12 protein-coding genes are annotated in these 13,260 nt (G+C 41.5%); 11 read left to right on the plus strand and 1 reads right to left on the minus strand.

The features are described 5' to 3' along the window. The first annotated feature begins 24 nt into the window (after positions 1-24). The 6 genes from DSY56_RS10385 to yaaA all read left to right on the plus strand — a co-directional run bounded on the left by DSY56_RS10385 (position 25) and on the right by yaaA (position 6,808). Positions 25-2,721, plus strand: a complete 2,697-nt coding sequence (locus DSY56_RS10385) for a cation-translocating P-type ATPase (RefSeq protein WP_112445508.1) — start codon at positions 25-27, stop codon at positions 2,719-2,721. A gap of 12 nt (positions 2,722-2,733) precedes the next feature. After that, positions 2,734-3,525: a glutathione-dependent disulfide-bond oxidoreductase gene (yghU, locus tag DSY56_RS10390; protein ID WP_112445509.1), complete on the plus strand. Its 792-nt coding sequence runs from the start codon at positions 2,734-2,736 to the stop codon at positions 3,523-3,525. Positions 3,526-3,640: 115 nt separating this feature from the next. Next, positions 3,641-4,051: a peptide deformylase gene (locus DSY56_RS10395; protein WP_050085268.1), complete on the plus strand. Its 411-nt coding sequence runs from the start codon at positions 3,641-3,643 to the stop codon at positions 4,049-4,051. 11 nt (positions 4,052-4,062) lie between these two features. Further along, the gene (locus DSY56_RS10400) at positions 4,063-5,658 is read left to right on the plus strand and encodes a hypothetical protein (RefSeq protein WP_112445511.1); all 1,596 of its coding nucleotides are present in this window, start codon (positions 4,063-4,065) and stop codon (positions 5,656-5,658) included. A gap of 64 nt (positions 5,659-5,722) precedes the next feature. Next, positions 5,723-5,887 carry a YczI family protein gene (locus DSY56_RS10405; RefSeq protein WP_138705830.1) on the plus strand — a complete coding sequence of 55 codons (165 nt, stop codon included), beginning with the start codon at positions 5,723-5,725 and terminating at the stop codon, positions 5,885-5,887. A 192-nt stretch (positions 5,888-6,079) separates the two neighbouring features. Continuing rightward, the gene (yaaA, locus tag DSY56_RS10415; RefSeq protein ID WP_112445517.1) at positions 6,080-6,808 is read left to right on the plus strand and encodes a peroxide stress protein YaaA; all 729 of its coding nucleotides are present in this window, start codon (positions 6,080-6,082) and stop codon (positions 6,806-6,808) included. Between the two features lie 122 nt (positions 6,809-6,930). Here the strand turns inward: yaaA and DSY56_RS10420 are convergent, their stop codons facing one another. Beyond that, a complete protein-coding gene (locus DSY56_RS10420) occupies positions 6,931-7,479 on the minus strand; it encodes an NADPH-dependent FMN reductase (protein WP_112445519.1) in 549 nt (182 codons plus the stop codon). A gap of 422 nt (positions 7,480-7,901) precedes the next feature. On the opposite strand from DSY56_RS10420, the gene DSY56_RS10425 reads away from it, so the two are divergent. From DSY56_RS10425 to DSY56_RS10445, 5 genes are all read left to right on the plus strand, one after another. Then, on the plus strand, positions 7,902-9,098 hold the full coding sequence (locus DSY56_RS10425; protein ID WP_112445521.1) for an MFS transporter: 1,197 nt from the start codon (positions 7,902-7,904) through the stop codon (positions 9,096-9,098). 291 nt (positions 9,099-9,389) lie between these two features. Then, positions 9,390-9,878, plus strand: coding sequence for a cell wall elongation regulator TseB-like domain-containing protein (locus tag DSY56_RS10430; protein WP_200832438.1), 489 nt, complete (start codon positions 9,390-9,392; stop codon positions 9,876-9,878). Continuing rightward, complete coding sequence (locus DSY56_RS10435) at positions 9,875-11,053, plus strand: pyridoxal phosphate-dependent aminotransferase (RefSeq protein ID WP_112445523.1); 1,179 nt, start codon at positions 9,875-9,877, stop codon at positions 11,051-11,053. Before DSY56_RS10430 ends, DSY56_RS10435 begins: the two co-directional genes overlap by 4 nt. Positions 11,054-11,075: 22 nt before the next feature. Beyond that, a complete protein-coding gene (gene asnS, locus DSY56_RS10440; protein WP_000167160.1) occupies positions 11,076-12,419 on the plus strand; it encodes an asparagine--tRNA ligase in 1,344 nt (447 codons plus the stop codon). 594 nt (positions 12,420-13,013) lie between these two features. After that, positions 13,014-13,260, plus strand: a 247-nt coding sequence (locus DSY56_RS10445) for a YSIRK-type signal peptide-containing protein (protein ID WP_160109925.1), incomplete at its 3' end; no start/stop codon positions are given.

Below are 13,260 nucleotides of genomic sequence, written 5' to 3' on the forward strand. Positions count from 1 at the left end.
CACACAATGTCAAGGAGGAGACACATGTCAAAAGAACAAAAACGCCAAGCGTTTTACACTCAGAGTCCTGAAGAGGTCTTGAAGGCTGTGGATGCGACCGAGCAAGGTTTGTCATCAAGTGAGGCGGAAAAGCGCCTTGCAGAATTTGGCCACAATGAACTCGAAGAAGGCGAGAAACGATCAATCCTGGTCAAATTCATCGAGCAATTTAAGGATTTGATGATTATCATCCTAGTTGCGGCAGCAATCTTGTCAGTCGTGACTTCTGGTGGGGAAGATATCGCAGATGCCATTATCATTTTAGCCGTAGTTATCATTAACGCTGCCTTTGGTGTTTACCAAGAAGGGAAAGCAGAAGAAGCGATCGAAGCCCTCAAATCCATGTCTAGTCCAGCTGCTCGCGTTCTTCGTGATGGTCATATGGCTGAGATTGATTCTAAAGAATTAGTACCAGGTGATATCGTCGCTCTCGAAGCTGGTGATGTTGTACCAGCAGACTTACGTTTGCTAGAAGCTAACTCTCTTAAAATCGAAGAAGCTGCCCTGACAGGTGAGTCTGTGCCAGTCGAAAAAGATTTGACAGTTGAACTTGCTGCAGATGCTGGTATTGGTGACCGTGTCAACATGGCCTTCCAAAACTCAAATGTGACTTATGGTCGTGGTCTTGGTGTTGTTGTCAATACAGGTATGTACACTGAAGTTGGTCATATCGCGGGTATGCTCCAAGATGCAGATGAGACGGATACACCACTCAAACAAAACTTGAACAACCTTTCTAAGGTCTTGACCTATGCTATCTTGGTCATTGCCCTTGTTACTTTTGTAGTGGGTGTCTTCATCCAAGGGAAAAGTCCACTTGGTGAGTTGTTGACTTCTGTTGCCCTTGCCGTTGCAGCCATTCCAGAAGGACTTCCTGCTATCGTTACCATCGTTCTTTCCCTTGGTACTCAAGTTTTAGCAAAACGAAACTCTATCGTTCGTAAGTTGCCAGCAGTAGAAACACTTGGTTCAACTGAAATCATCGCTTCTGATAAGACTGGTACGTTGACTATGAACAAGATGACCGTCGAAAAAGTCTTCTACGATGCGGTTCTACATGATTCAGCTGATGACATTGAACTAGGTCTTGAAATGCCCCTTCTTCGTTCAGTTGTCTTGGCTAATGATACGAAAATCGATGTGGAAGGCAACCTGATTGGTGACCCAACCGAAACAGCCTTTATCCAATATGCCTTGGACAAGGGCTACGATGTTAAAGGTTTCTTAGAGAAATATCCACGTGTGGCTGAGTTGCCATTTGATTCTGACCGTAAGCTCATGTCAACGGTTCACCCATTGTCAGACGGTCGTTTCCTTGTAGCAGTCAAGGGTGCGCCAGACCAACTTTTGAAACGTTGTGTTCTTCGTGATAAGGCTGGGGATATTGCTCCGATTGACGAGAAGGTTACAAACCTCATTCATACAAACAATTCTGAAATGGCCCACCAAGCCTTACGTGTCCTTGCAGGTGCGTATAAGATTATCGATAGCATTCCAGAAAACCTCACTTTTGAAGAGCTTGAAAATGATTTAATCTTTACTGGTTTGATTGGGATGATTGACCCTGAACGTCCTGAGGCAGCTGAGGCTGTTCGTGTGGCTAAGGAAGCTGGAATCCGTCCAATCATGATTACTGGTGACCATCAAGACACAGCAGAAGCTATTGCTAAACGTTTGGGAATCATTGACGCAAACGATACCGAAAGCCACGTTTTAACTGGTGCTGAGCTCAACGAACTATCTGATGAAGACTTTGAAAAAGTAGTTGGTCAATACTCTGTTTATGCCCGTGTGTCTCCAGAACACAAGGTTCGTATCGTCAAGGCTTGGCAAAAACAAGGTAAAGTCGTTGCCATGACAGGTGACGGTGTCAATGATGCTCCGGCTTTGAAAACAGCAGACATCGGTATCGGTATGGGAATCACTGGTACAGAGGTTTCTAAGGGTGCATCTGACATGATTCTTGCAGATGATAACTTTGCGACTATCATCGTTGCAGTGGAAGAAGGACGTAAGGTCTTCTCAAACATTCAAAAGACTATTCAGTACTTACTTTCTGCCAATACTGCTGAAGTATTGACCATCTTCCTATCAACCTTGTTTGGTTGGGATGTTTTGCAGCCAGTTCATCTTTTGTGGATCAACTTGGTAACGGATACCTTCCCAGCTATTGCTCTTGGTGTTGAACCTGCTGAGCCTGGTGTCATGAACCATAAACCACGTGGACGCAAGGCAAGCTTCTTCTCAGGTGGTGTTTTCAGTTCTATCATCTATCAAGGTGTACTCCAAGCAGCTATTGTTATGAGTGTTTATGGACTTGCCCTTCTTTACCCAGTTCATGTGGGTGACAATCATGCCATTCATGCAGATGCTCTAACGATGGCCTTTGCAACCCTTGGTTTGATTCAGCTCTTCCATGCATACAATGTGAAATCTGTTTATCAATCCATCTTGACAGTTGGCCCATTCAAGTCTAAGACCTTCAACTGGTCTATCTTGGTATCCTTCATCCTTCTCATGGCAACAATCGTCGTAGAACCGCTTGAAGGAATCTTCCACGTAACAAAACTAGACTTGTCACAATGGGGAATCGTTATGGGCGGAAGCTTCTCAATGATTATTATCGTCGAAATCGTTAAGTTCATCCAACGTAAACTCGGCTTTGATAAGAATGCGATTTAAGGGAGGTTTCTGATGTCAGCTTATCAATTACCGACCGTATGGCAAGATGAAGCTAGTAATCAAGGAGCCTTTACGGGCTTAAATAGACCAACAGCAGGTGCCCGTTTCGAACAAAACTTGCCAAAAGGAGAACAACCTTTTCAGCTTTATTCACTGGGAACACCAAATGGTGTGAAGGTCACTATCTTATTGGAAGAATTACTAGAAGCTGGTTTTGAGCAAGCAGCTTACGACTTGTATAAGATTGCTATCATGGATGGGGAACAATTCGGTTCAGACTTTGTAAAGCTCAATCCAAATTCCAAGATTCCAGCCTTGTTGGACCAGTCAGGGACTGAAAATGTAAGAGTTTTTGAGTCTGCTCATATTCTTTTATACCTTGCTGAGAAATTTGGAACCTTTTTACCAAGTAATCCTGTGGAAAAGGTAGAAGTTTTGAATTGGCTATTCTGGCAAGCAGGTGCAGCACCTTTTCTAGGTGGGGGATTTGGACATTTCTTCAATTATGCCCCTGAAAAATTGGAATATCCTATTAACCGTTTTACGATGGAAGTGAAACGCCAGTTGGATTTATTGGATAAGGAATTGGCTCAGAAACCTTATATTGCAGGCAATGACTATACGATTGCAGATATTGCTATCTGGTCTTGGTATGGACAGTTAGTCCAAGGAAACCTTTATCAAGGTTCTGCAAAATTCTTGGATGCCTCAAGTTACCAGAATTTAGTAAAATGGGCAGAAAAAATTGCCAATCGTCCAGCTGTTAATCGTGGCATGGAAGTAACTTATAAAGAAATTAAGTAGCAAAAAAGTCATCTTCGGATGGCTTTTTGCTACAGTTGAAGGAAAGGGCTTGCAGTTATTGGCTTTTGTGCTATAATTGCTATAATATAGTAAAAAGTAAGAGGAGTGTGAGGAAGTGGAAAAGAAAATTGTGAAGGATATTTTGTTTTTATCTCAGGTATCTCAGCCGGCAAGTCAGGATGATCTGTATCTTGCCAGAGATTTGCAGGATACACTCTTAGCAAATCGTGAGACCTGCGTTGGTCTGGCTGCCAATATGATTGGGGTGCAGAAGCGCGTGATTATCTTTAATCTGGGCTTGGTTCCTGTGGTCATGTTTAACCCAGTGCTCCTGTCCTCTGAAGGACCTTATGAGACAGAAGAAGGCTGTTTGTCCTTGACAGGTGTGAGACCTACTAAGCGTTATGAAACCATAAGGGTTGTCTATCGAGACAGCAAGTGGCAGGAACAGACCATTACCTTGACAGGCTTCCCAGCTCAGATTTGCCAGCATGAACTGGATCACTTGGAAGGACGAATCATTTAGGAGGAAAGCAAATGAAACGAATAGTCTTTGAACTTATTTTTATCGCAACGACCTGGTATATCTTTTTACCGCCCCTTAACCTGACCAGCTGGGAATTTCTCTTTTTCCTCTGTGGGCATTTGCTGCTTGTAGCAGTCTTATTTGGCTTTGGCAAGGGGATAAACCTTGTCAAAACAGTTCATGTGCGCCACGGCAAGGCGGAAGCTGACTTAAATCTTGAGGGTTTCAAAATCAATCGGTTAGGGAAAGTTCTTTTAGCTTCGATTGGAGGAATTCTTCTCTTAGCAGCCTTGGTTTCCTTGGTGACTTCCAGCATTTTTCAGGCTAAAAATTATGCCAATGTAGTCACGGTTACGGAAAAAGACTTTACTGAATTTCCTAAGACTGACACCAGTAAGGTTCCAATCTTAGATAGAAGTACTGCTGAAAAAATTGGGGACCGCTACTTGGGTTCCCTAACAGATAAGGTGTCGCAGTACGTAGCGGCAGACACCTATACTCAATTGACGATTGATGGGAAGCCTTATCGAGTTACGCCACTAGAATACGCAGATCCTATCAAGTGGTTTAACAATCAAGCCAAGGGAATCGGCGAGTATATCAAGGTGGACATGGTAACCGGGAATGCGGACTTGGTGGACTTGAAGACACCAATCAAGTATTCGGACTCGGAGTATTTTAACCGCGATGTCAAGCGTCACCTGCGCTTGAAGTACCCAACCAAGATCTTCAAAACTCCATCTTTCGAGGTGGACGATGAGGGTAATCCTTTCTATGTAGCAACGGTTTACCAAAAGCAATTTGGACTGGCGGTTCCTCGTCCTGTTTCAGTTATTATCTTGGATGCCACAAATGGAGAAACCAAGGAATACAGCTTGGCAGATGTTCCAGAATGGGTGGACAGGGTCTATCCAGCTGAGGAAACCATCGAGCAAATCAACTACAACGGCAAGTACAAGGACGGTTTTTGGAATGCCATGATTTCCAAGAAAAACGTGACCCAGACTACCAAGGGCTATAACTACTTGTCTATCGGCAATGACATCTATCTCTACACAGGTGTGACGTCGGCTAATGCAGATGAAAGTAATCTTGGTTTCATCCTTGAAAATATGCGAACAGGAGAAATCACTAAGTATAGCTTGGCTTCTGCGACCGAAGAATCAGCCCGTGAATCAGCAGAAGGTGCTGTTCAGGAGAAATCCTACAAGGCAACCTTCCCAATCCTCATCAATCTCAATGACAAGCCTCTCTACATCATAGGCTTGAAGGACAATGCGGGCTTGGTCAAAGAGTATGCTCTGGTAGACGCAGTCGAGTACCAAAATGTTATCGTAGCTACGACAGTGGAAGAACTGCTTAGCAAGTACGCCAATAAAAACGATCTTGAAATTGATAATGCAACAATAGAAAGCATCAAGGGTGTGGTAGCAGACCTCAAATCAGCTGTTATCAAGGGAGACACCGTCTACTTCTTTAAAGTTGATGGTAAGATATATAAGGTTAAGGCCTCAGTATCAGATGACCTCCCTTATCTTGAAAATGGTAAAACCTTCGAAGGTCAAGTAGGAAAAGACAATTATCTCAAGACCTTTAAAGTGCAGTAAAAAAGGCTTATTTAAGAAATATATGTTATAATAAGGTAAAATAAGCCTAATGGAGGACAAAGAAATGGGGTTTTATTTGATGGTTGCTTCAATGCTACTTGGATTGCTCGCTTTGAAGATAGGTTTTTCTCAGTTCAAGGAGAAAAAAGATAAATTCTTATCTATCTTAACAAGTTTAGCTGGCCTAGCCCTTGTTCTCGTGGCTGTCTGGTTAGGATGGCCCAAATAAATAGAGAAGCCTCGGTCAAACCGAGTTTTTTCATACTCTTCGAAAATCTCTTCAAACCACGTCAACTTTATCTGCAACCTCAAAGCTGTGCTTTGAGCAACCTGCGGCTAGTTTCCTAGTTTGCTCTTTGATTTTCATTGAGTATCAGATGAATGTCTTGGTTGTGGCTAAAAAATATGCTACACTATCAATATGAAAATTTTAATCCCAACAGCAAAAGAAATGAACACAGATTTGCCTAGTATTGAGCCAACTTCCTTAAGACCAGAAAGTCAGGCCGTGCTGGATGCCTTGGCCCTCTATTCTGCTAGTCAATTGGAGAGTTTTTACAAGGTATCAGCTGAGAAGGCAGAGGAAGAATTTCAAAATATCCAAGCTTTGAAAGGGCAAACTGCTCAACACTATCCAGCCTTGAAACTTTTTGATGGGCTCATGTACCGCCACATCAAGCGAGATAAATTGACCGAGGTAGAACAAGCCTATCTTGAAAATCATGTCTTCATTACCTCGGCTTTGTACGGTGTTGTTCCAGCCTTGTCACCTATGGCGCCTCACCGTTTGGATTTTTTGATGAAGTTAAGAGTCGCAGGTAAGACTTTGAAGAGCCATTGGAAGGCAGCCTATGATGAAGCTGTGACGCAGGAAGAAATGATTTTCTCTCTCTTGTCGTCAGAGTTTGAGACTGTATTTTCTAAGGAAATCAGAGAAAAAATGGTGACCTTCAAATTCATGGAGGATAGAGGTGGTCAGCTGAAGATTCACTCAACCATTTCCAAGAAAGCGCGTGGTGCCTTCCTGACAGCCCTGATAGAAAATCAAGTACAGACGGTGGAGGAAGCTCGTCGCTTAAGCTTTGCAGGATTTAACTACCGAGAAGATTTGTCACAGCCACAGGAATTGGTTTTTGTAAAGGAAGTATGAAAAGATATTTTATATTTAACAATATGTATCATCAGTTATTTTAGTTTATAAATGAGAAAAAAGCGAACAAGCTAGTCTTCTGAGTGTCAGAAAAGTAGTCTTGCTCGCTTTTATTATGTTAGTTACTTGATAGCATTAACCAAGTCTTCCGCTTGTTTTTCAAGTGAGTTTAGGACTGTTTCTTCGAGAACCAATTTTCCGTCTGCCCAGGCAGAGTCATTAACACGTGCAGCGGTGAAATCACCAACGACTTGTGTACGGATAAATGGCAAGAGGTCTTTGTAGATAGCGAAGAGTTGATCGTGACCGGCATTAGCTACAGATGATACGGTGACAAACTTGTCTTGAAGGGCAGAAGCGCCGCGTGTATCAGACAAGTCAAGGGCACGAGATAGCCAGTCAAGCAAGTTTTTCACTGTTCCAGGGATAGAAAAGTTGTAGACTGGAGAGAAGATCCAGATGGCATCCGCAGCGAGAACCGCTTCACGAGCAGCCGCTACAGCTGGATGAGTTGGAACTTCCAAATCTTGGCTAAAGAGAGGAAGGGCTGAGTAATCAAGATAGCTAACTTCCGCTTTACCAGAAAGTGCTTTCTCAGCTTCAAGCGCCATTTGGTGGTTGAAAGAACCTTGGCGTAGGGATCCGACGATAAATAATACTTTTTTAGACATGTTGTGTCTCCTTTTTCTTAAAATTTCGAGAACTCTCTCGTTGTTATAAAATATATTACAACAAAAGAAAACAACTTGCAAGAAATTTGCTCAAAGTTAATTTGAAAATGATAAAATTACAGAAGCTCTAGTTACTTGCGACTGGAAAAGTAAGAACTGTTTTACTTAGGTTCTGGTTTGAATTTGATTTTCGAAGAGTATTCTAACATTCTCTTGTAATATGATGACATAAGTGCTAAAATAAACAAGAAAACTCGCAATAAAAACCGCAGAACAGCTATTTTCCGGTATCATTTCATAAATCATTAAAGGAACAATAATGGCATTGAAGAATGCTTCTAAAAAGGGGTGGAGATCATGTAAGGCAAAGATTAACAAGTGACGGACAAAAGAAATAATAATACACTTGTTAAGGAGAAAAGATGTTAATAAGAAATTATCGGAAAAATATTGGCCTGATGGCCGGAGTTGAGTTTTTTGCATTTTTAGGGATTACCAGTTTTTGGATTCTCTTTCTCAGTCAAAACGGAATGTCTCTTTGGCAGATTGGACTTCTGGAAAGTATTTTTCATACTACCAGTCTTCTCTGTGAAATTCCATCTGGAATGTTAGCTGACCGCTATTCCTATAAGACCAACCTTTATTTAAGTCGTATAGCAGGGATTGTGTCTTCTATTCTCATGTTGGCTGGGCAGGGAAATTTTTGGATTTATGCACTAGCAATGGCGATAAGTGCCTTGTCTTATAATTTTGATTCGGGAACAAGTGCAGCAATGGTCTATGACTCTGCTGTAGAGGCTGGACTAAAGGAGCGCTATCTATCCATTTCAAGTTTTATGTCAGGAGTAGCAGAAGGAACTCGGTCTTTGGGGACAGTGTTGGCGGGATTTTTTGTCCATGGCCAATTGCACCTGACCTACTATATCATGATTGCGACTTCTATCATAGTTCTTTTCCTGATTTGGATGCTGAAAGAACCTAGTGTCAAGCTAGAAAAAGCTGATAGTGTGAGCATGAAACAGATTATTTGGACCGTTAAGGATGAGTTGAAGCGAAATCCCATGCTGTTCAACTGGATGATTTTGTCTCAGATTGTCGGAGTACTCATGTGCATGTTTTATTTTTACTATCAAAATCAGTTACCAGATTTAAGTGGTTGGCAAATTTCAGCAGTTATGCTACTTGGGAGTCTCTTGAATATCGTCGCAGTCTATCTAGCGAGTAAGATTGGAAAGAAGTATGCCGCCTTGAAGCTTTTCCCTATCCTCGTCCTGCTGACTGGAATCACCTATATGCTTTCTTACTTTGGAATACCTCTAATCTATATTTTGGTTTATTTGATTAGTAATGCTCTATATGCTCTTTTTCAGCCGATTTTTGACAACGATTTGCAAGAGCGCCTTCCAAGTGAAGTAAGGGCAACCATGCTGAGTGTCTACTCTATGATGTTTAGCCTGAGTATGATTGTCTTCTTCCCACTGACAGGCTGGTTGATTGACCATTTAGGCTTTGTAGTAGCATTTCTTTATCTAGGTTTCTTTTTAGTCATGATTAGCCTTCTACTGGCTATCTTTTTAGGAAAATTGGCTAAAAGAATGGATGATAAAGTGATTCCATAGATCAAAAAAATTACGAAAACTTGAGTGCCAAGCTCAGGTTTTTTAATAGGTTGATTTTGGAGCTGTCTTTACTTTTCTTGCTCGGTTCTAAACAAGAAAAATCTGTTTTGTTTAAAGGAAGAAATAGAATTGGTTTCTTATACTCAATGAAAATCAAAGAGCAAACTAGGAAGCAAGCCGCAGACAGTACTTGGGTACGGCAAGGCGACGCTGACAAAGTTTGAATTGGATTTTCGCAGAGTATTCTTATATTCGCTTGTAATAAAGCAAGATAGATGGTAAAATAGACGAGTGAAAAAAAGACAAAACAAAGCAAAAAATAATCTACTGTGGCAGTATGGTCTAGGGATGACGATTTTGTTTGTGGTTATCAGTGCTTCCTTTCTGTATCTAGTGTTTCTGAGTATGAAACCTTATCAAACAGCTAAAAGTGAAGGAGAAAAATTAGCTCAGCAGTATGCAGGATTAGAGCAAGCTGATCAGGTTGACTTATACAATGGCTTGGAATCCTATTATAGCGTTCTTGGTCGTAATAAAAAACAAGAAGCACTTGCTGTCCTGATTGGAAAAGATGACCATAAGATTTACGTTTATCAGCTAAATCAGGGTATTTCACAAGAAAAAGCAGAAGCTCTTTCTAAGGAAAAAGGAGCTGGCGAGATTGACAAGATTACCTTTGGCCGTTATCAAGACAAGCCAATCTGGGAAGTCAAGTCAGGCTCTGATTTTTATCTAGTAGATTTTGAAACAGGAGCATTGGTCAATAAGGAGGGCCTATGAAACTATCCAACCGTGTTTTAGAAATGGAAGAAAGTGTGACTCTGGCTAGTGATGCAAGAGCAAAGAAGTTAAAGGCTGAAGGAAAAGATGTACTTTTCTTAACTTTAGGTCAGCCCGATTTCCATACTCCCAAAAATATTCAAGATGCAGCTGTTGCAGCCATTCGAGATGGACGTGCTTCTTTCTATACGGTAGCTTCAGGTTTGCCTGAGTTAAAAGCAGCAGTCAATACCTACTTCGAGCGTTACTATGGCTATTCTGTCGCAAGTAATGAGGTTACCTTTGCTACAGGTGCCAAGTTTTCCCTCTATACGTTCTTTATGGCTGTGGTCAATCCAGGTGATGAAGTCATCATCCCAACCCCCTACTGGGTTAGCTATGGAGACCAGGTCAAGATGGCAGAAGGCGTTCCCGTCTTTGTTCCTGCTAAGGAAGACAATCACTTTAAGGTGACCGTAGAGCAGTTGGAAGCAGCTCGTACTGACAAGACCAAGGTTTTGGTGCTGAATTCGCCATCCAATCCGACAGGTATGATCTATACTCGTGAAGAATTACTAGCTATCGGAAATTGGGCAGTTGAGCATGACATTCTGATTTTAGCTGATGATATATACGGTCGCCTTGTTTATAATGGAAATGAATTTGTTCCAATCTCAAGTCTATCAGAAGCAATTCGTAAGCAAACCATTGTTATCAACGGTGTATCTAAGGCATATGCCATGACGGGTTGGCGAGTTGGTTATGCGGTAGGTGATCCAGAAATCATTGCTGCTATGAGCAAATTGACAGGTCAAACAACTTCTAACCTAACTGCTGTTTCACAATATGCAACCATCGAAGCCTTAACAGGACCACAGGATTCTGTTGAGATCATGCGTCAGGCTTTTGAGGAGCGTCTCAATACCATTTATCCGCTATTATGTGAAGTCCCTGGTTTTGAAGTCGTTAAGCCACAAGGAGCCTTCTATCTCTTTCCAAATGTTAAAAAAGCCATGGAGATGAAAGGTTATAGCGATGTAACAGCATTTACAACGGCTATTCTTGAAGAAGTTGGTCTGGCCTTGATTACAGGAGCAGGATTTGGAGCGCTAGAAAATGTCCGCCTCAGCTATGCGACAGACCTAGACACGCTTAAAGAAGCAGTTAAACGCTTGAAAGCATTTATGGAAAAATAAAAGAAAAAGAAAAGGAAAAATAATGACAAAACGTGTAACGATTATTGATGTAAAAGACTATGTTGGTCAGGAAGTGACGATTGGCGCTTGGGTTGCCAACAAATCAGGAAAAGGGAAAATTGCCTTCTTGCAATTGCGTGATGGAACAGCCTTCTTCCAAGGTGTGGCTTTTAAACCAAACTTTGTCGAAAAATTTGGTGAAGAAGTAGGACTTGAGAAGTTTGATGTTATCAAACGCTTGAGCCAAGAAACTTCTGTTTATGTGACAGGTATTGTTAAAGAAGACGAACGTTCTAAATTTGGTTATGAGTTGGATATTACAGACATCGAAGTGATCGGTGAATCTCAAGACTACCCAATTACACCAAAAGAACACGGAACAGACTTTTTGATGGACAACCGTCACTTGTGGCTTCGTTCTCGTAAGCAAGTAGCCGTGATGCAAATCCGTAACGCTATTATCTATGCAACTTATGAGTTCTTCGACAAGAACGGTTTCATGAAGTTTGATAGCCCAATCCTTTCAGGAAACGCGGCAGAAGATTCAACAGAACTCTTTGAAACAGACTACTTCGGAACGCCAGCCTACTTGAGCCAATCAGGTCAGCTTTACCTAGAAGCAGGCGCTATGGCTCTTGGTCGTGTCTTTGACTTTGGTCCAGTATTCCGTGCCGAAAAATCAAAAACGCGCCGTCACTTGACTGAGTTCTGGATGATGGACGCAGAGTACTCCTACTTGACACATGATGAGTCGCTTGACTTGCAAGAAGCTTATGTGAAAGCTCTTCTACAAGGTGTTCTTGACCGTGCGCCTCAAGCCTTGGAAACTTTGGAACGTGATACAGAACTCTTGAAACGCTACATTGCAGAGCCATTCAAACGCATCACTTACGATCAAGCCATTGACCTCTTGCAAGAGCATGAAAATGATGAAGATGCTGACTACGAGCATCTTGAGCATGGAGATGACTTTGGTTCACCACATGAAACTTGGATTTCAAACCACTTTGGTGTGCCAACATTTGTCATGAACTACCCAGCAGCCATCAAGGCCTTCTACATGAAACCAGTTCCTGGAAATCCAGAGCGCGTGCTTTGTGCAGACTTGCTTGCTCCAGAAGGTTACGGAGAAATCATCGGTGGTTCTATGCGTGAGGAAGACTACGATGCATTAGTTGCTAAGATGGATGAACTTGGCATGGATCGTACAGAGTATGAATTCTACCTTGACCTTCGTAAATACGGTACAGTTCCACACGGAGGATTTGGTATCGGTATCGAGCGTATGGTAACCTTCGCAGCAGGAACAAAACATATCCGTGAAGCCATTCCATTCCCACGTATGTTGCACCGTATCAAACCGTAAGAACAGGAAAACGCCCATGTGGCGTTTTTTTTCATAGAAATCTCTGGAAGCGAAAGGAAATATTATCAGCTTTTATAAAAGGAGTTAAGTTTCTACGGTATGATTATGGCAATGCATTTTTGTTAATAGATAGAAACAAGCTATAAAGAAAACGGAATGAGTTAGTCTAAATAAAAAGTATTAAAAATTAGGGAAACGCATATTATCAGGTTTTCAAAATCTTGATAATATGCGCTTTTCGTGAAAATATTTACTCCCTTTTCTTATAAAATTGAGTCTTTTACTAGACTCATACTAATAGTTGTTCAGAATGGAGTTACATATCCTAGTACATTGATGTCAGTGTTTAAAAACTTGTGTACGTTCTATTGTATCGAAGGCAACATTGGATTGAAACGATAAATATATGGAGATGAAACTTGAATTAATAATAGTCGTATGATACAATATTAAACGATATTGATAATTATTAGGCAACCCTTTTTAAAATGATAACCTCTTAATATTACTAAAAAATTTAAGGGGGGGGGCTTTTTGTTTGTCTGTATATTTCAATTCAATATTAAAAAACATGCATAAAGGAGGTTGAATCTCATGAAGAGAGGTCAACAAGATTTTAGAACGGAGAAGTACATTCGTTACGGTATTCGTAAGTACAGCTTTGGTGCAGCATCAGTGGCGATTGCGGCTGGTTTGATGTTTCTCGGAGCTGGCGCGGTATCAGCAACAGAAGTAGAAGGAGTTAATGAACTATCTTCAACAGCTACTCCAACACCGACCATAGGCGATGAGGGGGCTAATCAAGGTTCTAACTCATCTAAACCCACTACTTATGACGCAG

It is taken from the genome of Streptococcus sp. 596553 (assembly GCF_900411395.1).
Taxonomy (GTDB): domain Bacteria; phylum Bacillota; class Bacilli; order Lactobacillales; family Streptococcaceae; genus Streptococcus; species Streptococcus mitis_BA.

Coding starts and splice junctions, on each gene's coding strand:
- DSY56_RS10385 (WP_112445508.1), top strand. CDS start 25: ATGTCAAAAGAACAAAAACGCCAAGCGTTTTACACTCAGAGTCCTGAA.
- yghU (WP_112445509.1), top strand. CDS start 2,734: ATGTCAGCTTATCAATTACCGACCGTATGGCAAGATGAAGCTAGTAAT.
- DSY56_RS10400 (WP_112445511.1), top strand. CDS start 4,063: ATGAAACGAATAGTCTTTGAACTTATTTTTATCGCAACGACCTGGTAT.
- DSY56_RS10405 (WP_138705830.1), top strand. CDS start 5,723: ATGGGGTTTTATTTGATGGTTGCTTCAATGCTACTTGGATTGCTCGCT.
- yaaA (WP_112445517.1), top strand. CDS start 6,080: ATGAAAATTTTAATCCCAACAGCAAAAGAAATGAACACAGATTTGCCT.
- DSY56_RS10420 (WP_112445519.1), bottom strand. CDS start 7,479: ATGTCTAAAAAAGTATTATTTATCGTCGGATCCCTACGCCAAGGTTCT.
- DSY56_RS10425 (WP_112445521.1), top strand. CDS start 7,902: ATGTTAATAAGAAATTATCGGAAAAATATTGGCCTGATGGCCGGAGTT.
- DSY56_RS10435 (WP_112445523.1), top strand. CDS start 9,875: ATGAAACTATCCAACCGTGTTTTAGAAATGGAAGAAAGTGTGACTCTG.
- asnS (WP_000167160.1), top strand. CDS start 11,076: ATGACAAAACGTGTAACGATTATTGATGTAAAAGACTATGTTGGTCAG.